Raw genomic sequence first — 22,687 nt, forward strand, 5'->3', positions numbered from 1 at the left:
GAGTCTCCGGCCGCGCACGCCCGCTGTCAACGGTTGCGCGTGAACTCTTGAAGGGAAGGAGAGACTCGGAAGTGCCCAGAGCCGGACTTGAACCGGCACGCCCGCGAAGGGGCAGCGAGGTTTAAGCTCGCCGTGTCTGCATTCCACCATCTGGGCAGGCCATGGGCTCCGCATCGAGGTTCCGAGCCTATCGGGATACATCCCCCGAACAGCGGACGGGCGGACCGATGTTGTCTTATTTTATTGACGTCTGAGGGTGCATCAGCCCACGGAACGCGCCATCCGCACTTGCCAATAGCCTTACGTGCGGCGCTCGGCGGCGCATACGGAATGACGGAATTTCACCGTCCGAACGAGGACGCTCCACCTGTTCCTGACACGAACACCCGTCAGGGTTCCTCGTCATCCTCAGGTATGACACGACGGTGCCCGGTCCCTCCGGAGTCTGCCTTCGGAACCAGAACAGCGACTGACTACACGGCGGCACTCGGCCGGGACGATGGATGACGTCCTCGAACACACCGTCGTCCCTCAGGAGCGCCTTCTCGTGACCACCGCATCCATCGCCGACCGGGCCACCAGCGTGGCCGCGCGTGCCACGGATCTGTCGAAGATCTACGGACAGGGCGAGACCCAGGTGGTCGCCCTGGACCGGGTCTCCGTCGACTTCCGGCAGGCCGAGTTCACCGCGATCATGGGCCCGTCCGGCTCCGGCAAGTCCACGCTGATGCACTGCGTCGCCGGCCTGGACACCTTCTCGTCCGGCTCGGTGCGCATCGGTGACACCGAGCTGGGCTCCCTGAAGGACAAGCAGCTCACCAAGCTGCGCCGGGACAAGATCGGTTTCATCTTCCAGGCGTTCAACCTGCTGCCGACGTTGACGGCCCTGGAGAACATCACCCTCCCGATGGACATCGCGGGCCGCAAGGCTGACAAGCAGTGGCTGGATTCGGTCATCCGGATGGTGGGCCTGGCCGATCGCCTCAGTCACCGCCCCGCCCAGCTCTCCGGCGGCCAGCAGCAGCGCGTCGCCGTGGCCCGCGCCCTGGCCTCCAAGCCCGAGATCATCTTCGGCGACGAGCCGACCGGAAACCTCGACTCGCGCTCGGGCGCCGAGGTGCTGGGCTTCCTGCGCAACTCCGTACGGGAGTTGGGGCAGACCGTGGTGATGGTGACCCACGACCCGGTGGCCGCGGCGTACGCGGACCGGGTGGTGTTCCTCGCGGACGGCCGGATCGTCGACGAGATGTACAAGCCCACCGCGGACAACGTCCTCGACTTCATGAAGCAGTTCGACGCGAAGGGCCGCACCAGCTGATGTTCCGCACCGCCCTGCGCAACGTACTCGCGCACAAGGCCCGGCTGTTGATGACCGTGCTCGCCGTCATGCTCGGCGTCGCCTTCGTCTCCGGCACCCTGGTCTTCGCCGACACCCTCTCCAACGCCTTCCGCAACCAGTCGGCGAAGAGCTACGACGACGTCGCCGTCGCCATCACCTCGCACGCCGACCCGGACGACGCCAAGGAGGAGCCCGGCCTCTCCCGGAAGACCCTCGACAAGATCGCCGCCGTGGACGGCGTCGCCGGCGCGTACGGCCGCGTCGAGGGCTTCGCCGGGGTAGCCGACCCCGACGGGAAGCTGATCGGCGTCGGCTGGTCCAACAAGGGCTCCAACTTCGCTCCCGGCAAGGACGGCAAGGACACCGCCTACACGTTCACCGACGGCTCCGGCCCGGTGAAGGACGATCAGATCGCCCTGGACAAGGACTCCGCCGCCAAGGGCGAGTACCAGGTCGGCGACCGGGTCCGCGTCGCGACCAACGGGCCGGTGAAGGAGTACACCCTCAGCGGCGTCTTCACCACCGACGACGGCGCCGTGAACGCCGGCGGCAGCCTCGTCCTCTTCGACACCGCGGTCGCCCAGAAGCAGTACCTCAAGCCGGGCTACTTCGAGAGCGCCACCGTCACCGCCGCCCCCGGCGCGTCCGACGCGAAGATCCTGGACGCGGTCCAGCCGCTGCTGCCGGACACCGCCGAGGCCAAGACCGGCCAGGCGCTCGCCGACGAGCAGGCCGAGCAGATCGAGCAGGGTATGAGCTCGCTCAAGCAGGTGCTGCTCGGCTTCGCGGGCATCGCGCTCTTCGTCGGGATCTTCCTGATCTCCAACACCTTCACGATGCTGGTCGCCCAGCGCACGAAGGAGATCGCCCTGATGCGCGCCGTCGGTGCGTCGCGCAAGCAGATCACCCGCTCGGTGCTCGCCGAGGCCGCGGTGGTGGGCCTGGTCGCCTCGGTGATCGGCTTCGTCCTCGGCATCGGCCTCGCGGTCGGTCTGCGCTCCGGAATGGCCGCGTTCGACATGAAGATTCCGGGCGGCCCGCTGATCATCTCCGCCACGCCGGTGATCGCCGCGATCGGCGTCGGTGTGCTGATCACGATGTTCGCCGCCTGGCTGCCCGGCCGCCGGGCCGCGAAGATCCCGCCGGTGGCGGCCATGAACAGCGTCCACGCGGTGGCCACCACCAAGTCGCTGGTGGTGCGCAACTCCATCGGTGCGGCCATCACCGCTCTGGGCGCTGCCGCGATCGTGACGGGTGCCTCGGCCGGCGGCGACGACGGCCGGATGTACATCGGGGCGGGCGCGTTCTTCGCGCTGATCGGTGTGATCATCCTGATCCCGCTGCTGTCCCGGCCCGTGATCGCGCTCGTCCGTCCGCTGCTGGTCGGCCCGTTCGGGGTGGCCGGCAAGCTGGCCGGCCAGAACGCGGTCCGCAATCCGCGCCGTACCGGCGCCACCGCCTCGGCGCTGGCGATCGGGCTGACGCTGGTGACCGGCCTGTCGGTGCTCGGTATCACCGTCGGCACGGCCATCGACAAGATGACCACGGCCAACATCAAGGCCGACTACATGGTCTCGATGGCGAACGGCGGCGACCTCGACCAGACCGCACTGACGGCGCTGGAGAAGGCCAAGGGCGTCTCGGCGGTCTCGCCGCAGCAGGACGTCTACTTCCAGGCCGGTGACGAGGACTTCGTGTCCGCTTCGGCGGTCACGCCGGGCGACATCGAGCAGGTCCTGAACGTCGACGTCGTCAGCGGCAACATCGGCTCGCTCGCCAAGGGGCAGATCGCGGTCGCCGAGAAGACGGCCAAGAGCAAGGGCTGGAAGACCGGCGACAGCGTCCCCGTCACCTTCAACGACGAGAAGAAGGACACCCTGACGATCGGCGCCGTCTTCAAGGACAGCGAGTTCCTCTCCCCCGTCCTCGTCGACACGAAGGTCGTGAACCCGCACGAGGTGAAGCCGTACATCCGGCAGATCTTCGTGAAGGTGGACGGCGGCCAGTCCGCGGCGAACGAGAAGGTCCTCATCGACGCGCTGGGCGACAACCCCGCGATCACGGTCATGGACCGGCAGGACATCCGCAACGAGTTCGGCGGCGCCATCAACACCCTGCTGAACATCATGTACGGCCTGCTGGCGATGGCCCTGATCATCGCGGTGCTGGGCGTCGTCAACACCCTCGCGATGTCGGTCTTCGAACGGCAGCAGGAGATCGGCATGCTGCGGGCGATCGGTCTCGACCGGCGCCGGGTGAAGCGGATGGTCCGGCTGGAGGCCGTGGTCATCTCGGTGTTCGGCGCGGTGGTCGGCATCGGTCTCGGCTCGTTCCTCGGCTGGGCGATCGGCGAAACCTTCGCGGACCAGGTCCCGGGCTACGCGCTGGTCCTGCCCTGGGACCGGATCGGGATCTTCCTGGTGCTGGCCGCGCTGGTGGGCGTCCTGGCCTCGCTGTGGCCGGCCCGCAGCGCCGCCAAGCTGAACATGCTCAACGCGATCAAGGCCGAGTAGCCACGCCCCGGCACACCGAAGGGCCGGGCTTCCCCACGACGGGGGAGCCCGGCCCTTCCGCTTGCGTCCGGATCAACCGCGCCCGGTCTCCGTCCACTTGCGGGCCCGCAGCGGCATCCCGGAGTCACCGGAATCGGGTGTTCTGACGGCCAGCACCTGGTTGACCCCGATGCGATTGCGCTCGAAAGCGAGTGCGCAGGCGGCCATGTACAGCTGCCAGACGCGGGCGCGCCCCGGGCTGGTGAGCTTGACGGCCCGCGCCCAGTCGGCCTCCAGGTTGGCGACCCAGCGGCGCAGGGTCAGGGCGTAGTGCTCCCGGAGCGACTCCATGTCACGCACCTCGAAGCCGGCCCGCTCCAGCTGGGCGACGGTGACGCCGATGGGCTGGAGCTCGCCGTCGGGGAAGACGTAGGAGTCGATGAACTCGTCGACCTGGTACGTGGATTCGTCGCGCTGCGGCCGCCGCCCGATCTGGTGGTTGAGCAGCCGCCCACCGGGCTTCAGCAGCCGGTACAGCACATCGGCGTACTCCAGATACCGCTCGGCGCCGACGTGTTCGGCCATGCCGATGGAGGAGAGGGCGTCGTAGGGCCCGTCTTCGACGTCCCGGTAGTCCTGTACGCGGATCTCCACCTTGTCGGTGAGCCCCTCGTCGGCGACGCGCTTGCGGGCGTACGCCGCCTGCTCCTGGGAGAGGGTGATGCCGACGACGCTCACGCCGTACTCGCGGGCGGCGTGCACGGCCATGGCGCCCCAGCCGCAGCCGACGTCGAGCAGCCGCAGGCCGGGTCTCAGGGCGAGCTTGCGGCAGATGAGGTCGAGCTTGTCGTGCTGGGCGGCTTCGAGGGTGCCGTGCGGGGGCGGGGCCGACCAGTAGGCGCAGGAGTACACCATGGACGGCCCGAGGACGATCTCGTAGAAGTCGTTGCCGACGTCGTAGTGATGGCTGATGGCGCGTCTGTCGGTGCGCTTGGTGTGCAGATGGCCGCGGACCCGGCGCACCTCCTCCGGCGGCGGCGCGGGCGGCAGCGGAAGCCCGCCGAGCTTGACCAGCCCGCGTACGGCGGCCCGCACTTCGGGATCCCGGAGCGCCTGAGCCAGGCTCCGGGCGTCCTCCCCCCGCTCCCACACGAGTCCGGCGAGCAGGTCGAGGGCGGCGTACAGATCCCCCTCGATGTCGAGGTCCCCCGCGACCCAGGCCCGGGAGAGCCCCAGCTCACCGGGTTTGAACAACAACCGCCGCACGGCACGGCGATTGCGTACGACCAGGGTCGGCGCGCCCGGCGGACCCGCCTGCGAACCGTCCCAGGCGCGGATACGCACCGGGAGCGGAACTCCCAGCAACTGTTCCAGCAGGCCCTTCAGCCGCACAGCGGCGTCTGCCATGGCGCACACCTCCGTGATGGGATCCCGGAATGTCCAACACCACGTAAACACCTGGGAGCCCCGTGCGCAGTCCCCCACGCGCGTTACAGCTGGGCAAACAACCGTCCCGGAGGGACGAACGCCGAAGGACCTCCCGCACCACGGATGGCGGGAGGTCCTTCGGTTGGTTCAGCGACCGGCGAGGGTCAGGAGGCCTTGGCCTTCTCGCCCTTGTCGGCCTTGTCAGCCTTGTCGGTCTTGCTCGCGGCAGCGACCGGCGCCGGCTTGGCGGCCTCGTAGAACTCCTCGCGCGGGTGCTCCATCGCGCCGAGGGAGACGACCTCGCGCTTGAGGAACATGCCGAGGGTCCAGTCGGCGAAGACGCGGACCTTGCGGTTCCAGGTCGGCATCGCCAGGCCGTGGTAGCCGCGGTGCATGTACCAGGCGAGACGGCCCTTGAGCTTGATCTTCATCTTGCCCATGACGATCATCGCCACGCCCTTGTGGAGGCCGAGGCCCGCCACCGCGCCCTTGTTGGCGTGCGAGTAGTCCTTCTGCGGGAAGCCCCGCATACCGGAGATCACGTTGTCGCCGAGGACGCGGGCCTGACGCAGCGCGTGCTGGGCGTTCGGCGGGCACCAGGCGTTGTCGTTGCCCGCCTTGCGGCCGACGAGGTCCGGGACCTGGGCGTTGTCGCCCGCGGCCCAGATGTAGTCCGTGCCCTTGACCTGGAGCGTCGTCTCGCAGTCGACGTGACCGCGGGGGCCGAGCGGCAGACCGAAGCGGGCGAGGGCCGGGTTCGGCTTGACGCCGGCCGTCCAGACGATCGTGTTGGAGTCGACCTCGAGGCCGTTCTTCAGCACGACGTGGCCGTCGACGCAGGAGTCCATCGAGGTGGAGAGGTAGACCTCGACCCCGCGGGCCTCCAGGTGCTCCTTGCCGTACAGGCCGAGCTTCGGGCCGACCTCGGGAAGGATCTTGTCGGCGGCGTCGACGAGGACGAACCGCATGTCCTCACGGGAGACGCTGGTGTAGTACTTGGCCGCGTCGCGGGCCATGTCCTCGACCTCGCCGATGGTCTCCGCACCCGCGAAGCCACCGCCGACGAAGACGAAGGTGAGCGCCTTGCGGCGGATCTCCTCGTCGGTCGTGGAGTCGGCCTTGTCAAGCTGCTCGAGGACGTGGTTGCGCAGGCCGATGGCCTCCTCGATGCCCTTCATACCGATGCCCTGCTCGGCGAGGCCGGGGATCGGGAAGGTGCGGGAGACCGCGCCCATCGCGATAACCAGGTAGTCGAAGGCCAGCTCGTACGCCTCGCCGACCAGCGGGGCGATCGTGGCGACCTTGCGGTCCTGGTCGATGGTGGTGACCCGGCCGGTGAGGACCTCCGCCTTGGGCAGCACGCGTCGCAGCGGGACGACGACGTGGCGCGGGGAGATGCTGCCGGCGGCGGCTTCGGGGAGGAAGGGCTGGTAGGTCATGTACGACCGGGGGTCGACGACCGTGACGGTCGCCTCGCCGTAGCGCATCTTCTTGAGAATGCGCCGAGCTGCGTACAGGCCTACGTACCCACCGCCTACTACGAGGATCCTGGGACGCTCCGTGGTGCTCATGCCATCGAGTATCCACCCGTCTCAGGGGGGTCGCTCGTGCGCCCCTTCACAAGCTCTTGCAGGCCCTGTGCTACACTCCCCGGCCCGCGTGACGCAGGTCATGGTCACGATCGGGAACCAGGGTGCGTTACACCCCGTTGTCAATGCCGCGTGAGCTGCCTCTCTGGGTTTTCGGAGGCCCTGTGAGCGGGTCGAAACACCCTCCGGCGAGAGGCTCCCCGCCCACCCTTACACCGGCCATCTGAACATGTTCAAGGGCCTGTTCACCCCTCGGACGGGTCAACCGACGCCGATCCGCGCCCCGACAGGGCAGAATTCCTTGTGAAGAACTTCACGAAGTTTCTTCGGCGGGTGCCTCCGGAGGGTTCCCGAAGGGCCCGGAAGACCCCCTCGGGGGCGCTCATACGCTAGCCGACCTGCTCAGTCGGCGGCTACCGTCCAGTAGCAAACGAGACCCGGACCACCCTCCTGCGGCGGCCTGGATCACCGTTCACCCGTCAGGCACATTCCGCGCGCGCATGGACAGAAGTGTGCATAGCGTGCAGCCATGATCACCTCACAGAAGGCCCTCAAGCGGGCCACCTCGCGAATAGTCTCGGTCGGCGCGGCTCTGGGCATCGCTCTCGCGGTGGGGGCGGCAACCGCCGCATCCGCTGCGGCAGCACCGTCCACCTCACGCGTCGTCACAAGGGCCGCGGACGGCGGCCACCACCATCACCACCACCACGACCACCACGGCCACGGCGACCACGACGGCGGGTCGTGCAGCGGCCTCCTGGTCCTTCTCTGCAATTGACGGACAGCCCGCACGGGCCAAGACGACGGCCCCGGTTCCTCACCACGAGGTACCGGGGCCGTTTTGCGTCGCCGCCGCAGATCAGCCGCCGTGCCCTTGCTCTTCCGCGGCTTCCGCCACCTTGAAGGCGATGCCGTCGAGGATGTCGTGCTCGCTGACGACGACCTCCTGCGCACCGATCCGTTCCATGATCGCGAGCAGCACCAGCGCACCCGCCGCGATGACGTCGACTCGCCCCGGATGCATGGACGGTACGGCCGCGCGCTCGGCGTGGGTGGAGTGCAGCAGCCAGTCGGTGATCTCCCGGACCCGCTCGCGGGTGATCCGGGAGTGGTGGATGCGGGTCGAGTCGTACTCGGGCAGCTCCTGGGCGATCGCCGACACCGTGGTGACCGAACCGGCCAGCCCCACCAGCGTGCGCGCCTCGCGCAACGGCACCGTCTCCTCGGCGAGGTCGAGGGCCGCCTCGATGTCGGCCCGCATCGCCGCGATCTGCTCCGCGGAGGGCGGGTCGCAGACGACGCCGTCGCGGACCAGGTGACGCTCGGTCATCCGCACACAGCCGACGTCCACGGAGCGTGCCGCGCGCACGTGCTCCTCGCCGACGACGAACTCGGTCGACCCGCCGCCGATGTCCACCACCAGATAGGGCTTGGGGAAGTGATCGTGCTCCGCCAGCTCCTTCGTCGCGCCCGTGAAGGAGAACTCGGCCTCCTGGTCCCCGGAGATGACCTCGGGCTCGACCCCCAGGATGTCGATGACCCCGCGCACGAACTCGTCCCGGTTCTCGGCGTCCCGGGAGGCGGACGTGGCGACGAAGCGCAGCCGCTCGGCGCCGTGCTCCTTGATGATCGCCGCATAGTCACGGCAGGCGGCGAAGGTACGCTCCAACGCCTCGGGGGCGAGCCGGCCGGTCCGGTCGACGCCCTGTCCGAGCCGCACGATGGTCATACGGCGATCCAGGTCGACGAGTTCACCGGTAACCGGGTGCACGTCGGCCACGAGGAGCCGGATGGAGTTGGTACCGCAGTCGATGGCGGCGACGCGGGTCATGGGGGTGCCTTTCGATGTGCGGGACATTCTCAGCCCGTCCGGCGTTTGAGGACGAGGCCCGTTCAGGGCCGACGGGGGTCCAGGGGGCGGAGCCCCCTGGCGGGGTCGAAGGGGCGGAGCCCCTTCAGGACGGGACGGGTAGGGGCGGCGGTGGCGAGATCACTCGGCGGAGACCACGCACGGCCCCTTCGCCCACCACTCGGGCAACATCGCGATCGCCTCGTCCCCCAGCGGATTGACACCAGGCCCGGCCGCCAACGAGTGCGCGACCAGCACATGCAGGCACTTCACCCGATCCGGCATACCGCCCGCGCTCGGGAAGCCCTTCAGCTCCTCGATCTCGTCGCGCCGCCGGATGTAGTCCTCGTGCGCGGCACGGTACGCGGCCGCCAGCTCCGGGTCGGTCTCCAGCCGCGCCGTCATCTCCTTCATCACGCCGTTCGCCTCCAGCGTGCCGATCGCCGACGACGCCTTGGGGCACGTCAGGTAGTACAGCGTCGGGAAGGGCGTGCCGTCGGGCAGCCGGGGAGCCGTCTCGACCACGTCCGGCTGCCCGCACGGGCACCGGTGCGCGATCGCGCGCAGCCCGCGCGGCGGACGTCCGAGCTGCTGCTTGAATGCCTCGACGTCCGCGTCGGTGGGGTCGGTACGCGGGGTGGGCGGCGGGGGCGTTTCCATGCCTGTCTTTCTATCGGTTCTCGTCGGCGAACCCGTCGGCCGGTCCGGACGACGGGTCCGGGCGACCGGTTCGCCGGTCTCAGTGGTCGGAGGCGTCGGCCTTGTCGACCCCGTCCCAGATGTTCGTGTACCAGGGCCGGTCGGCCGCGCCCAGTTCGTTCCGCGACTGCTTGGCCGCGTCCGGGTCGATCACGATGTAACCGGTCTCCCCGGGCATCACATAGTGCAGCCGCTGCCGGATCTGCTGCTTCGCGTACGCGTCGTCCTGCCAGCGTGCCTTGAGATCGCGCAGCTGCTCGACGCGCTGGGCCGCCTCTTCCTTCTGCCGCCGCATGTCGGCGATGTCGGCGCGCTGGGAGACGTACTGCCTTATGGGGTAGGCGAGCGCCACGACCAGCGAGCAGACGACCAGCGCGAGCAGCGCGGCGCGTCCGGTGAGCCTGGAGCGCCGGGCCTGCCGCTTGGTCTGGGAGCGGTAGACGCGGGCCGCCGTCTGCTCTCCGAGCAACCGGATCCTGGTCGCGGTGGAGAACCGGTCCCGGTCCTTCACGGCCATGTCCCGCCTCCCGTTTCACACGCGTACGTCCCCGCACACGGTACGGGACCGAGTACGGGGACGTACGTACGACTGGCTAAGGCTCACCCCAGGTTGGGGTCAGCCGGGGCTCAGCCCTTGCTGTGCTTAATGGTTCGCAGAGCGAAACCGCGGGAAGGCGCTGCGGCCGGCGTACACCGCCGCGTCGTCGAGGATCTCCTCGATGCGCAGCAGCTGGTTGTACTTGGCGACGCGCTCGGAGCGGGCCGGGGCGCCGGTCTTGATCTGGCCGCAGTTGGTGGCGACGGCGAGGTCGGCGATGGTGACGTCCTCGGTCTCGCCCGAGCGGTGGGACATCATGCACTTGAAGCCGCTGCGCTGGGCCAGCTCGACGGCGTCCAGGGTCTCGGTGAGCGAGCCGATCTGGTTCACCTTCACCAGCAGGGCGTTGGCCGCGCCCTCGTCGATGCCGCGGGCCAGGCGCTCGGGGTTGGTGACGAACAGGTCGTCGCCGACGAGCTGGACCTTGTCACCGAGCTTGTCGGTGATGGTCTTCCAGCCGTCCCAGTCGTCCTCGAACAGCGGGTCCTCGATGGAGACCAGCGGGTACGCCTCGACCAGCTCGGCGTAGTAGTCGGTCATCTCGGCGGCGGAGCGCGCCTTGCCCTCGAAGAGGTAGGAGCCGTCCTTGTAGAACTCGGACGCGGCGACGTCGAGCGCGAGGGCGATCTGCTCGCCGGGGGTGTAGCCGGCCTCCTTGATGGCCTCGAGGATGAGGTCGAGGGCCTCGCGGTTGGAGCCGAGGTTCGGGGCGAAGCCGCCCTCGTCGCCGAGGCCGGTGGACAGGCCGCGGCCCTTCAGCACCTTCTTGAGGGTGTGGTAGACCTCGGTGCCCCAGCGCAGGGCCTCGGAGAAGGTCTCCGCGCCGATCGGGGCGATCATGAACTCCTGGATGTCCACGTTGGAGTCGGCGTGCGAGCCGCCGTTCAGGATGTTCATCATCGGCACCGGCAGCAGGTGCGCGTTCGGGCCGCCCAGGTAGCGGAAGAGGGGGAGGTCGCTGGCCTCGGAGGCGGCATGGGCGACGGCGAGCGAGACGCCGAGGATGGCGTTCGCGCCGAGCGAGCCCTTGTTGTCGGTGGCGTCCAGGTCGAACATGGCCTGGTCGATCAGGCGCTGCTCGGTGGCGTCGTAACCGACGAGCTCCGGGCCGATCTGCTCGATGACGGCGAGGACGGCCTTCTCGACACCCTTGCCGAGGTAGCGGTTCTGGTCGCCGTCGCGAAGCTCGATGGCCTCGAAGGCGCCGGTGGAGGCGCCGGACGGAACGGCGGCACGACCCGTGCTGCCGTCGTCGAGGCCGACCTCGACCTCGACGGTGGGGTTCCCTCGCGAGTCGAGGATTTCCCGGGCTACGACGACGTCGATGGACGGCACGAGCATCTCCTTCGTGGATGTGACGCTGGTAGTGCGGGGCTGTGAGCCTTGCGACTAGAGCCTAACCGCCTCGGGGACATCGGCAGCCGACCGACCGTCCCGTGGACAGGACCGAACCGTACCCATTGTTCCCTGCCGGAACAAAGGGTGGGTGACATACAGGGAAAGAAAAAGCCCCGCCCCGGTGCGTACGGGGGAACACGCACCGGAGCGGGGAGCCCGTGGGGACGGGGGTGGCCCTCACGAGGTCTTCACTATGAAGTCCACGGATGTGAGGGCGCTGTGGTTCAGCTGTCGGCCCTGTATTGCTTATCGCTTCAGGACTACTTCAGGTGCAGCTGCTGACCCGGGTAGATCAGGTTCGCGTCCTCGACGATGTCCTTGTTCAGCTGGAAGAGCTTCTCCCAGCCGCCCTTGACGTCGTGCTCCGCGGCGATCGAGCTGAGGGTGTCGCCCTTGACGACCTTGTACTCGCCGTCGCCCTTCTTGACCTTCTTGCCGGTCGGGGTGGTGACGGTCTTGGTGCTCTTCTTGGCGGCGGGACGCTCGCTGGAGCGGGAGGCCGACTGCTGCTCGGTGGAGCGGGTGGTGGTCTCGCTGCTCTGCGAGGAACCGCTCGACGAGGAGCCGGAGCCGCTGTACGCGGCGCTCGACAGGCCGGTGCCGCAGTGCGGCCAGGCACCCTTGCCCTGGCTGGCGAGGACCTTCTCGGCAATCTGGATCTGCTGGGCCTTGCTGGCCTGGTCGGCGGTGGAGGCGTAGGCCGTGCCGCCGTACGCGGCCCAGGTGGAGGCGGAGAACTGCAGACCGCCGTAGTAGCCGTTGCCGGTGTTGATCGACCAGTTGCCGCCGGACTCGCACTGGGCGACGGTGTCCCACTCGGAGGCGGTGGCGGCGGAGGCGCTGCCGGCCGCCATCAGCGGGGCGGCGACGGCGGCGGCGCCGGTGACACCGACGACGGCTATGGCGCGAGCGGCCTTGGACGGACGACGGTGCTTGCCCTTGCTGGAAAACAGCATGGAGAGATCCCCTCACCGACGCCTGCGAGGTGAGCTGTCGGGTTCGGGCCGGTTGAGTTGCCCGGCCGCGCACGTTCGCCTTTCGGCTCCCGTTGCGCGGCTTCACCCCAAGCCGACTCCGGCCGTGCGGCCCCGAAGGGCCTCAACTGCCGGACCCGGCACTTACCTTGGGTCCCCCGCTCCTGCCTACGGCGCTTTACGCGACGACTGTTCCCGTACGGCCGCTGGCAGGATTCGGCGTTGCGGCAGCCGGGGCTCGTGGTGACGAGCGGTCATGACCGTAGCCACGCGATTCGCGGAATTTCAAAGACGATCAGGGCTTCTGAGATCTATCTCTCACTACATTCAAAACGGACATACAGTGCGAACCGTGACGCGAACTTCCGCTGTTTTTCGCCCTGTTCGCCCCCTATTTGGTGGGGACATCCAGGGTCTGACCGGGGAAGATGTGGTTCGCGTCAGTACCGATGGCCCGCTTGTTCGCGTCGTACAGCGCGGACCATCCGCCGTCGAGGTCAAGGGAGTCGGCGATGGAGGCGAGAGTGTCGCCGGCGCGGACGGTGTACGAGGCATGCCGGCCGGAGGACTTGGTCGCCGCCTCGGAGTCCTCGCTCTCGTCGGCACTGGGACCGCGATGACGTCCGGAGCCGGCTGCCGTGTCGTCGATCGACCCGGTGTCGACGAGGCTCCAGGAACCCACATCCTGCTCAGAGTTGTCCCGATTGTCGCTCTTCGAGCTCGCAGTGGGTGAGCTGTCCGGCGACTTTGAGGCCTTCGAGCCCGAGGACGCATCGGACTTCGAGGAGTCTTCGGCCTTAGAAGACGAAGAGGACGAAGAGGACGAAGACGAGGAATTCTCGGGCGATTCGGACGAAGTGTCGGGCGAACCGCTCGGCGAGTTCGAGGAGCCGTCGGACGACGTCGAACCCTCGGACGAGTCGGATGAACTCGATGAACCGGACGAGCTGGATGAGTTCGACGATCCGGACGAATCGAGCAAACCGGAGGATCCGGACACCTCGGAGGGCGAGTCTCCCGCCACCCCGGTGTCGAGGTCGACGGACCCGGACGTCTTGGTGAGTCCGTTGAGTACTGCGCAGGTGCCCCAGGGGCTGGTTCCCCGGTCCGCCAGGACGTCTTGCGCCACGGCTATCTGCTGGGAGCGGCTGGCCAGGTCGGGGCTGGAGGCGTAGTCGAGGCCGCCGTACTTCTCCCAGTCGTCCTGCGTCAACTGGAGTCCGCCGTAGCGCCCGTTGCCCTCGTCGGCGCTCCAGGAGCCGCCGCTCTCGCAGTCGGCCACCTTGTCCCACACGGTGCCCTCGGCCGCGCTCGCGCCCGTGGCGCCGAGGAGCGGGATGGCGATGGCGGACCCGGTCACTCCGGCCGCGACGAGGAGCGCCGGAGCCTGACGGGGGCGACGGTGACGACCGTTCCCGGAGAGCATGCAGGGGCCTTTCGCGAGACAGCAGGGACCGGCGCGACCGGGTGAAGCCGGTGATGCAGGGGCCGCGCTGATCCGTGAACGTATAGGCAGGCGATCACTTGTCACAAGTTAATGCCGCGTAGATCACGTGAAGATCACAGACTAGAGGGTCTGTCATCTTCAGGTGTGCGAGAGGGCCGTGCTGGGTACAGAGAGCGCCCCTACCGGGTCGGTGTGAACTCGACCGGCAGTGTGCGCAGTCCACGCATGATGAGGCCGCCCCGCCACCGCAACTCGGCCGGATCCACCGCGAGTTCCAGGTCCGGCAGACGGGTGAGGAGAGTGGCGAGGGCGGTCTGGCCCTCCAGGCGGGCGAGCGGGGCGCCGAGGCAGTAGTGGATGCCGTGGCCGTAGCCGAGGTGCTGGTTGTCGCGGCGGCCGAGGTCCAGGACATCGGGGTCCGCGAACCGCTCCGGGTCACGGTCGGCGGCGGCCAGTACGACGAGGACGGGATCGCCGGGTGCGATGTGCTGCCCGCCGATGGTGAGGGGTTCGGTGGCGAAGCGCCAGGTGGCGAGTTCGACGGGGCCGTCGTAGCGGAGGAGTTCCTCGACGCCGGTGGCGAGGAGGGCGGTTTCGCCGCGGGCGAGGGAGGTCTGCAGGCGGGCGCGCTGCTCGGGGTGGGTGAGCAGGGCGTAGGTGCCGTTGCCGATGAGGTTGACAGTCGTCTCGAAGCCGGCGAACAGCAGGATGAAGGCCATCGCCGCGGCCTCGTTCTCGGTGAGGTGCTCGCCGTGGTCGGAGGCGCGGATGAGGCCGGAGATGAGGTCCTCGCCGGGGGCGGGGGTGTCGGGGAGTGCCTCGCGCTTGCGGTGGATGAGGTCGGCGAGATAGCCGCGCATCTTCTTCACGGACCGTGCGACGCCGCCCCGGGGGCCGCCTTGGTGCCGGATCATCATGCCCGCCCAGTCCCGGAAGTCGTCCTGGTCCTCGCGGGGGACACCGAGCAGGTCGCAGATGGCGTAGATGGGGAGCGGGAAGGCGAACTCGTGGATGAGGTCGGCGTTCCCCTTCTTTGCGAACCCGTCGATGAGGTGGTCCGTGAGCTCCTGCACGCGGGGGGCGAACTCGGCGACGCGGCGAGGGGTGAAGGCCTTGGAGACGAGTCTGCGCAGGCGGGTGTGATCGGGCGGGTCGATGTTCAGCAGGTGCGTCATCAACTCGGCCTTGCGCTCACCCGGGATGCCGGTCTTGCCCTTGGCGTGGGCCGGTTCGTCGTGGTGGGCCGGGTTCTTGGAGAGGCGGGCGTCGGCGAGGGCCTGCTTGGCGTCGGTGTAGCGGGTGACCAGCCAGGCCTCCACGCCGCTGGGGAGGCGGGTGCGGTGCACTGGGGCGTGCTCGCGGAGCCATGCGTAGGCGGGATAGGGGTCCGTCGCGAACTCCCAGGTGAAGAGTTCGGGGGCGGGAACCGCGGAGGCGGAGGAGGCGGTGGGCTGGTCGGTCACTCCTTGACGGTATCCGGCCGGGCCGACGAATCCCGCTCGATGGCCATCCGCATCTTGTACGCCCAGTAGTAGCCCTGCTCCTCGGCCCTGCGGAGCCACTCCGAGGTCAGCGGCTCACCGCTGCACGCGGCTCTGAAGTACTCGGCGGCCGGGTCGCCTCGCTTTTCCCCCTCGCCGTACAACGCCAGTGCGGCATCGGTGTCGCCCTGCCGTTCCTTCAGCATGCCGAGCATGGTCGGAGCTTGGACGTGCCCGGCCATGGCAGCCCTGTGGAGCAGCGACTCCGCCTCCGTGTCGTGATCAGCGCCCTTGTGGAAGAGCAGGGCCCCCAGGTCGCACACCCCCTGCACGTCCCCTTCGTCGACCGCGCGCCGGTACCACGCTTCGGCCTCCTCCTCGCTGCCCGCGGCGTGCAGCAGCTTGGCGATGGCGACCGCAGCCGAGGTCTTGCCACGCGCGTACGCCTTCAGGTGCCAGCGCATGGCCTCGTTCCCCCGCCCCGGCGTGCTGCCGACGAGTTGGGCGAGGTCGTGCGCCGCCCCTGCCTCACCGGCCTCGGCCGCCGTACGCAGCCAGTGCTCGGCCCGGTCCCGCAACAGGCTCCCGAGCCTCGCCGCGGCCCGCGCGCTGCCCGCCTCGGCCGCCCGCTCCAGGTACGACAGCGCGTCGGCCTCCTCCCCGCGGTCCCGACGGATCTCCGCCAGCTCCACGGCCGCCCACGGATCCCCCGCATCCGCCGCCTGCCGCAGCCACACCTCACGCTCGTCGCCCTCGGTGCGCCGGGCGAACCCGAGCGCGACCTCCGTGTCCCCCGCCTCCACGCGGTCGTGCAACGCATTGCGGGCCGCGTCGAGGACGGCGGGGAAGTCGAGCGAGGAGTCCGGCTCCCGGGCGGCGTCGAGCAGCGTCCACCACACCCCGTCCGGCACCGGCTCCAGGTCGCCGGACCGCAGGGCCTCCGCAACCAGCGCCCCGTACGCCCGCCAGGTGCCGTCCTCCTCGCCCGCCACGAGCAGTCCCGAAACCCCGAACATCGGTGCCGTCGCCCAGGCGAGGGCGTCCTCGAACGACTCCCGGTCCTCCGCCCTGTACTGCTCCTGGACCCTCCCGAGCAGCCCGGCCGGCACCGCTCCCGTGACCCCGCAGCGGGCGAGATCGACCGCTGCCCGGACGAGCAGCTGCCCGCGGGGGTGCTCCAGTCGCGTGCCTACGCGGCGCCACTCGTCGTACAGGTGGTGCCCGACGGCGAAGTACGAGGCCACGCCCTCCCGGCCGCTCCACACGTACGCCGGATACGCCCGTGGATCGTCGAGCGGCGCCAGCCGTGCCAGTTCGGCCTCGGTCCACTCGCGCGCCAGCTCCACCGTGCGCGCCGCGGCGATGACACGGTCGCCGGGGGTGGTCCCCGTGCGGCGCCGGTAGTAGTCGGCGAAGCTCATCGTGGCGAGCACGACGGCACCGAGATCGCTGAGCCGGCCCAGCAGCCGCAGATCCAGGCGGCCCGCGCCGAGATGGCCGGTCAGCTCGTCCAGCCAGACGACGGATTTGCCGGGGTTGCTCTGCAGTGCGGCCGCCAGGGGCCGCAGGTCCTCGCCCGGATCCGGGGCGTACAGGCGGTGCCCCTCCAAGGACCGCACGCCATGCCACGCGGTGTACGACTTGCCCACGCACGGTTCACCCAGGATCAGCACGAGGCTGCTGCCGGCGAGTTGGGCACGCAGGTTCTCGTCGCAGTCGCGCGGCACATACGGCGGCACGTCGGGCAGCCCGGGGACGGGCCGGGTCGGGCGTACGCCGAACTCCCGCGGCCCCACATCACCCACCGGCCGTAACTCCGCCGGGGCGGGAACGGTGCCGTAGTGGTTGTGCTGCACCCCGACGACGCGGTCGTGGAAGGTTGAGTCGCGGAAGTCGATGTGGTCACCGGCGACATACCTGGAGCGGGTGTTGTCGCCGGTCACGGCGAGCCCGATGTCCCCGCCCGCCGCGACGGAACGGGGACCGCCGGCCGTGACGCCGGAGGCGGTGCTGGTCGGAGGGGGCAAGGGGGCGGCGTGGTCGGCCGCGATCGCCTTGAGGTCGGAGAACTCCCGGGGATGGTTTCTGCGCAGGATCGCCAGCAACCTGACCCAGTCGTGGGCGTCCGCACTGTCCGTGGAGGCGATTCCGGCTGTCCGGATCCAGAGGTCCGCCGCCCCTGCGATGCTCGACCGCATCAGCGGCTTCAAGACCCGCTGCGATGCGTCCCGCGAGTCGAGCATGGCGCGCAACAGCGCGTCCCTCAGCTCCTCCAACTCCGTTGCCACACCGGCCCCCACGGCTCGCACCCACCCGTTGCCCCCACGGTACTAAGAGGACACCCCCTCAGCAGCCCGCACAGCATCCCGGTAGGCCCGCGCGGCAACCCGCAGGGCCGCCTCCGGATCCACCCCGGCCGCCTCCGCCCGCACCGCCATCGCGAGCAGCTCGTAGCCGATGCCCTCACCCGACGGCAGCGGCACCTCCAGCCCCGCCGTACGCACCCGCGACGCCAGCTTCGCCGCGAGGGCGAGGCCCGGCTGGCCCAGGGGTATGCCCTCGGTCACCGACTCCCGCTGCTTCTCCACGGCCTTCGTGCGCAGCCAGTGCTCCTTGACCTCCTCGGGCGTCGTCGCCGTCTCGTCGCCGAAGACATGCGGGTGGCGGTGGATGAGCTTGGTGACGATGCCGCCGGCCACGTCGTCGATGGAGAAGGGGGACTCCGGGTCCTCCTCGGCGATACGGGAGTGGAAGACGACCTGCAACAGCACGTCGCCCAGTTCCTCGCGGAGCTCGTCGCGGTCGCCGTCCTCGATCGCCTCGACGAGTTCGTACGCCTCCTCGATGCCGTACTTCGCCAGGCCCTTGTGGGTCTGCTGGGAGGACCACGGGCACTCGGCGCGAATGCGGTCCATGACCTGGACGAGGTCGAGGAGGCGGGCGCCCGGGAGGTCGTAGGAGGCGGGGAGCAGCTCCAGTTCCGGCATCTGGATGCGGCCGCTGCCCGCCAGGCGGGCCAGGCCGTCCGTCAGGGCCGGCTCGCCCTCACCGGTGGCCACGACCACGACCGTGCGGCCGCCGGCGCAGGCGTCGATCAGTTCCTCGGCGGTCGGGGCGGCCTCGTCGACCGCTATCCGGGCCTCCCGCAGATACGGCAGCTGCGGATGCGCGCCGTCCGCGCACAGCACGCGGTCGGCGGCGTGCAGCGCCTGCCACGCCGGCCAGGACAGCAGGCCGGGTGCGACGCGGTGGCTGGTGGTGAGCAGGACGATGCGGCCGGGGGCGGCTTCGGGACTGGTTGCGTTCACGATCCGAACGTAACCCAAGCCACGCACAACCCCCTGAGTTATCCACAGGCGGGCTGCCCGTCGTTGTCCACAGGCCGGGCGGCTCCGCGGTTGTCCACAGGGGGCGGGCCGCCCCGCCGTGGCGTTACGCCGTCTGCGGTGTCCCGGCCGCCGTCACCTCGCGCACCCACGGCGTCTTCGCGTCCGCCCGGCTGCTCTTTTGGACGTCCCAGGTGCCGTAGCGCGGGTTGAGGTCGATGTCGAGCTTCTTGGAGGCCTCGGCCAGGGCGTTCCAGAAGGCCGGCTTGCCGGTGTCGGTGCCGAGGGCGGCGGCGAGTTTCTGGGCCTCGAGCTGGAGGCGGAGGTTCTCGTCGAGGCGCTCCGGGGCGATGCCGTACTGCTGGAGCCAGGCCGTTTCCAGCGCCTTGGCCCCGCCGACCTGCCCTTCCAGCTCGGAGCGCATCTTCTGGAGCTCCTTGCGGGTGACGGTCACGCCCGCGTCCTGCGCGGCGCGGTGCAGCACCCGGTCGAGGACCAGGTTGTGCAGAACGTCGCGCGGGAGGGTGCCCGACTTGGCGATGACCTGCGCGTACTGGGCGTCGTCCGGCACGGCCGCGCGCTGAGCCGCGCGCACCTCGCTCACCCTGTTCTCCAGCTGCGCCACGGTGATCCGCTGGCCGCCGACGACGGCCGCCGCACCGGGATGCGCATCGTTTCCGCAAGCGGTGAGCAAGGGCGCCGCGGCGATCGCGGCGGAGAGCAGGAGCGCGGTGCGACGGCGGCGGTGCAAGGAAACCTCCCGAGGAGATTGTGCGACGGTGCACAAAGTCTTGCGGTGATCGATGGTAGGCAGTCGGCAAGCTCTGGCCAACCCATTCGACCAACGATTCACGAGGACTTCGGGCACCGACGCCTCCCCGGCACGACCCGCACGGCCCACTCGGTCCGCTCGGCCCGCTTTGGCCTGCTCAGCCCGTGATGGCCACCGGCGCGTCCCACGCGTCGCGGTCCACGGTGATCGTGTAGCCGTTCCGCGTCTCCTTGCTGTTGACCATGTACTGGTAGCCGCGGCTGTGACCGGTGTACTGGGTGGCGCCCCACGGCCAGTCCGCGGTCGTGGTGTTCTGCTTGTCCCACAGCGCATACCAGAGCTTGCCCGGCAGGTCGGTCTTGTCCGTGGCGGTCGCGACGGCCTTCGCGCTGGAGCTGGTGACCCCGTAGTAGCCGGCGCGGTAGATCTTGGCGCGCAGGCCCTTGTCGAAGGCGCGGACGTAGGTGAGGACCGCGTCGTTGCACGCCTTGTTCGTGATGTCGTACGGCTCCATGTCGAGGTAGATCGGGATGAGCTTCCAGCCGACCGAGCTGACCGACTTCACCCAGGAGGCGGTGAGGTTGGGCTGGGAGCAGCCGCGGTTCTTGCCGCCGACGTAGACGGCGGCGGCGCCGTAGAAGCCGTTGGTGCGCCAGGCCTTCATCGCGGAGAGGGAGGGTGCGGCGCAGGTGTCGAAGGCGCGGCCGGTGTACGTCCGCTGCGCGGGCCAGGTGGTGGTGGCGGCCATGGAGGTCTGCGCGGCGATGCCGGCCCCGGCGACGACTGCTGCGCCGGCCACCGCCCAGGTGAGGTATCTGCGCTTCTTCGACTGACGGTGACTCGACATGTCCGGCCCCACCCCATGGTCTGCATGACTTCGCGTGACTTCGCGTGACAAGAAAGCGGCTCGCAACGTAACCGGCACTCGTCCTGGGTTCGGGAAACGCCGCCCCGCGGGCGTCACAAGGATCTTTCAACCCCCGGCAAAAACTAGCCGCGTACCTGCCCGAGCCACTGCAGCGTCCGCCGTACGTCCCCGGCGAGCGGGTGGCCGGGGCCGTGCAGCCGTTCCACGTCGAGCAGCAGGCGGGCCAGGGTGTCGTGGGCGGCGGGGCGGTCGCCGAGGGCGAGCAGGAGGTGGCCGATGCGGCGGCGCACGTCGTGGGCGAGCTGGGGGTCGCCGGAGACGTACTGGTTCTCGTAGTACGGCAGCAGCGAGCGGTACTCGGCGAGCGCGGCCGCCGGTTCGCCGAGCTGTTCCAGGCAGTGGGCGGCGTCGTAGCGGAAACGCAGGGACTGCGGGTCGGCCTGGCCGGCCTCGGTAGCGCGTTCGTCGGCGAGGCGGCGCAGTTCGGGCAGCGCGCGCCGGTACTGGCCGTCGTCCATGAGGGTGGCCGCGTACTGCTTGCGCAGGGTGCGCACGACCGGGGAGTTCTCGCCGTGCTGTTCGGCGGCAGCGGGCAGGATCGCGCCGAGGATGTCGACGGCCTGGGTGATACGGCCCTCGCCTAGGAGGCGCTTGACCTCGTCGACGGCGCGCGCGACGTCCGGTTTCTCGGTGGCGGGCGCGACCGGTGTGACGGGGGCGGGCTGGGGCGCGGGGGTGCGGGCGCGGTCCGGCCAGGGGGCGTGCGGGCGCAGGAAGGGGCGGGTGGGGTCGAGGGGCGATCCGGTGGGCGTCCCGCGCGCGGGCAGGAGCGGCGCCAGGTCCTCGTACACCTCCTGCGCGGAGGCGGGGCGGTGCTGCGGGTCCTTGGCGAGCAGGCGCAGGACCAGGGCTTCAAGTGCCTCGGGGACCTCGGGGCGGATACGGCGCACGGGAAGCGGGGCCTCGTACAGGTGCCGGTGCAGCACGCCGAGCGCCGTCGAGCCGGAGAACGGGACGTCACCGCTGAGGAGTTCGTGCAGGAGTACGCCGAGTGCGTACAGGTCGGTGTACGGGCCGACCGCGCCGCCCATCGCCTGCTCGGGGGCCATGTAGGCGGGTGAGCCGATGGGGGTGCCGGTGTGGGTGAGGCGGGTGGTGTCGGCGTCCATGACGGAGGCGACGCCGAGGTCGAGGACGGTGACCGTGCCGTCCTGCTTCACCATCACGTTGCGCGGCTTGAGGTCGCGGTGGACGATCGGCACGGCGTGTACGGCGCTCAGCACGGCGCACAGTTGCGCGGCGACCGCGACCGCCCACTGCCACGGGTACGGGTTGCGCTCGGCGAGGTGGTCGGAGAGGTCGGCGCCGTCGACGTACTGCATGACGAGGAACAGCTCCTCGCCCTCGCTGCCCGCGTCGTGCACGGTGACGAGCCCGGGGTGGTCGACCTGCGCGGTCACCCGGCACTCGCGCACGAACCGGCGGCGCAGCTCGTCCGCATCCTGCCCGGCCACCTTGTCGGGGCGCAGCAGCTTCACCGCCACGCGCCGGTCGAGCCGCTGGTCGTACGCCGTCCACACCTGTCCCATGCCGCCCTGTCCGATGAGCGTGGACAGTTCATAGCGGCCTGCGACGACACGTGCTGTCGCCACGGTCACCTTCCGCCCTCGTGGTTGCCGTCCTGCCGGCCGTCGTGCTGGCGCAGGTAGTCACTGAGCTCGTCGAGCTCGGCACGCACCTGGTCGATACGCGCGGGCGCGGGGCGCGGGGCCGGGGGCGGCGGTACGGGGGTGTGGGGGGTGGCGTCGCGGGGTGCCGGCGTGCGAGGTATCGGGGTGTGGGGTATCGGCGGCGCCTGCGGCACGGTCGTGGCGGTGTACGGCGACTGGGGCTGCGGGTAGCCGTAGGCCGGGGCCGGGGGTTGCTGCGTGGGGTAGCCGGAGAAGCGGAGCTGGTGGAAGTGGCGTATTTCCGCGGAGAGGTAGTAGGCGATCGCGGCCACGAGGCCGCCCAGGACGAGGGCGAGGCCCGTCCAGCCGCCCGGGGTGTGGATCTCGTCGCCGGGTTCGGAACCCATCAGGTAGAGGCCGAGGAACTCCACCACGATCGACGCCCCGAACAGGCACCAGTCGAGGACCTTGCGGGTCACGATGGCCAGACGCAGCATCATCGCCCACGTCAGCGTGCCGAAGCTGCACACCGAGAGCACGACGAACAACACGCGCAGGAAGACCAGCACCCCGGTGGGCGGCTGCTGCTTCACCGGCTGTGTGTAGCCGTGGCCTTGCATGACTGCTCCTGATGCCTGAAGTGGGCGTACGGTGTCGACCGACCCTGCCCGGTGCGGGGCAACCTCGGTCGTGCGATTGTCGCTTCGAGCGTATAGGTCGACACCGACATGCGGTCACCGGTTGTACCGAACCGTTG

At 69.8% G+C, this 22,687-nt stretch carries 18 protein-coding genes, 1 tRNA gene and 1 riboswitch; of the genes, 3 read left to right on the plus strand and 16 right to left on the minus strand.

Annotation, left to right across the window (positions count from 1 at the left end; translation table 11 throughout):
- Positions 1–72: 72 nt before the first annotated feature.
- Positions 73–156: transfer RNA gene (locus EHO50_RS19030), tRNA-Leu, on the minus strand.
- A gap of 391 nt (positions 157–547) precedes the next feature.
- On the opposite strand from EHO50_RS19030, the gene EHO50_RS19040 reads away from it, so the two are divergent.
- Both EHO50_RS19040 and EHO50_RS19045 read left to right on the plus strand, forming a co-directional pair.
- Positions 548–1,318 (plus strand): ABC transporter ATP-binding protein, encoded by a 771-nt coding sequence (locus EHO50_RS19040; protein ID WP_128431381.1) that lies wholly within the window; start codon positions 548–550, stop codon positions 1,316–1,318.
- Positions 1,318–3,852 (plus strand): ABC transporter permease, encoded by a 2,535-nt coding sequence (locus tag EHO50_RS19045; RefSeq protein WP_128431382.1) that lies wholly within the window; start codon positions 1,318–1,320, stop codon positions 3,850–3,852. The genes EHO50_RS19040 and EHO50_RS19045 overlap by 1 nt, the downstream gene beginning before the upstream one ends.
- Before the next feature lie 72 nt (positions 3,853–3,924).
- On the opposite strand, the gene EHO50_RS19050 is transcribed toward EHO50_RS19045, so the two are convergent.
- Together EHO50_RS19050 and EHO50_RS19055 are read right to left on the minus strand one after the other, a co-directional pair.
- Positions 3,925–5,238: a class I SAM-dependent methyltransferase gene (locus EHO50_RS19050; RefSeq protein WP_128431383.1), complete on the minus strand. Its 1,314-nt coding sequence runs from the start codon at positions 5,236–5,238 to the stop codon at positions 3,925–3,927.
- A 185-nt stretch (positions 5,239–5,423) separates the two neighbouring features.
- Complete coding sequence (locus tag EHO50_RS19055) at positions 5,424–6,830, minus strand: NAD(P)/FAD-dependent oxidoreductase (RefSeq protein ID WP_128431384.1); 1,407 nt, start codon at positions 6,828–6,830, stop codon at positions 5,424–5,426.
- A 547-nt stretch (positions 6,831–7,377) separates the two neighbouring features.
- Between EHO50_RS19055 and EHO50_RS19060 the strand changes: the two genes are divergently transcribed.
- A complete protein-coding gene (locus tag EHO50_RS19060) occupies positions 7,378–7,626 on the plus strand; it encodes a hypothetical protein (protein WP_128431385.1) in 249 nt (82 codons plus the stop codon).
- Positions 7,627–7,707: 81 nt separating this feature from the next.
- Here the strand turns inward: EHO50_RS19060 and EHO50_RS44535 are convergent, their stop codons facing one another.
- The 13 genes from EHO50_RS44535 to EHO50_RS19125 all read right to left on the minus strand — a co-directional run bounded on the left by EHO50_RS44535 (position 7,708) and on the right by EHO50_RS19125 (position 22,550).
- Positions 7,708–8,679 carry a Ppx/GppA phosphatase family protein gene (locus EHO50_RS44535; protein ID WP_128431386.1) on the minus strand — a complete coding sequence of 324 codons (972 nt, stop codon included), beginning with the start codon at positions 8,677–8,679 and terminating at the stop codon, positions 7,708–7,710.
- Positions 8,680–8,838: 159 nt separating this feature from the next.
- Positions 8,839–9,357 (minus strand): DUF501 domain-containing protein, encoded by a 519-nt coding sequence (locus tag EHO50_RS44540; RefSeq protein WP_128431387.1) that lies wholly within the window; start codon positions 9,355–9,357, stop codon positions 8,839–8,841.
- Between the two features lie 79 nt (positions 9,358–9,436).
- Positions 9,437–9,913 (minus strand): FtsB family cell division protein, encoded by a 477-nt coding sequence (locus EHO50_RS19075; protein WP_128431388.1) that lies wholly within the window; start codon positions 9,911–9,913, stop codon positions 9,437–9,439.
- 126 nt (positions 9,914–10,039) lie between these two features.
- Positions 10,040–11,329: a phosphopyruvate hydratase gene (gene eno, locus EHO50_RS19080; RefSeq protein ID WP_128431389.1), complete on the minus strand. Its 1,290-nt coding sequence runs from the start codon at positions 11,327–11,329 to the stop codon at positions 10,040–10,042.
- Positions 11,330–11,652: 323 nt separating this feature from the next.
- Complete coding sequence (locus EHO50_RS19085; RefSeq protein ID WP_128431390.1) at positions 11,653–12,348, minus strand: LysM peptidoglycan-binding domain-containing protein; 696 nt, start codon at positions 12,346–12,348, stop codon at positions 11,653–11,655.
- Between the two features lie 4 nt (positions 12,349–12,352).
- Positions 12,353–12,552: riboswitch (cyclic di-AMP (ydaO/yuaA leader) on the minus strand.
- 205 nt (positions 12,553–12,757) lie between these two features.
- A complete protein-coding gene (locus EHO50_RS19090; RefSeq protein WP_128431391.1) occupies positions 12,758–13,792 on the minus strand; it encodes a LysM peptidoglycan-binding domain-containing protein in 1,035 nt (344 codons plus the stop codon).
- 200 nt (positions 13,793–13,992) lie between these two features.
- Complete coding sequence (locus EHO50_RS19095) at positions 13,993–15,276, minus strand: cytochrome P450 family protein (protein WP_128431392.1); 1,284 nt, start codon at positions 15,274–15,276, stop codon at positions 13,993–13,995.
- Positions 15,273–17,582: an SEL1-like repeat protein gene (locus tag EHO50_RS19100; protein WP_128431393.1), complete on the minus strand. Its 2,310-nt coding sequence runs from the start codon at positions 17,580–17,582 to the stop codon at positions 15,273–15,275. Before EHO50_RS19100 ends, EHO50_RS19095 begins: the two co-directional genes overlap by 4 nt.
- Positions 17,583–17,624: 42 nt before the next feature.
- Entirely contained in the window at positions 17,625–18,602 is a 978-nt protein-coding gene (locus tag EHO50_RS19105; RefSeq protein ID WP_128431394.1) for a nucleoside triphosphate pyrophosphohydrolase, read from the minus strand.
- A 124-nt stretch (positions 18,603–18,726) separates the two neighbouring features.
- Positions 18,727–19,371, minus strand: coding sequence for a SurA N-terminal domain-containing protein (locus EHO50_RS19110; RefSeq protein ID WP_128431395.1), 645 nt, complete (start codon positions 19,369–19,371; stop codon positions 18,727–18,729).
- Positions 19,372–19,549: 178 nt separating this feature from the next.
- Positions 19,550–20,239 (minus strand): glycoside hydrolase domain-containing protein, encoded by a 690-nt coding sequence (locus tag EHO50_RS19115; RefSeq protein WP_128431396.1) that lies wholly within the window; start codon positions 20,237–20,239, stop codon positions 19,550–19,552.
- Positions 20,240–20,382: 143 nt separating this feature from the next.
- Entirely contained in the window at positions 20,383–21,876 is a 1,494-nt protein-coding gene (locus tag EHO50_RS19120) for a serine/threonine-protein kinase (RefSeq protein WP_281288230.1), read from the minus strand.
- A gap of 38 nt (positions 21,877–21,914) precedes the next feature.
- Positions 21,915–22,550: a hypothetical protein gene (locus EHO50_RS19125; protein WP_128431398.1), complete on the minus strand. Its 636-nt coding sequence runs from the start codon at positions 22,548–22,550 to the stop codon at positions 21,915–21,917.
- Positions 22,551–22,687 lie beyond the last annotated feature (137 nt).

Origin of the sequence: Streptomyces cyaneus (genome assembly GCF_004028635.1) — a bacterium.
Lineage (GTDB): Bacteria > Actinomycetota > Actinomycetes > Streptomycetales > Streptomycetaceae > Streptomyces > Streptomyces cyaneus.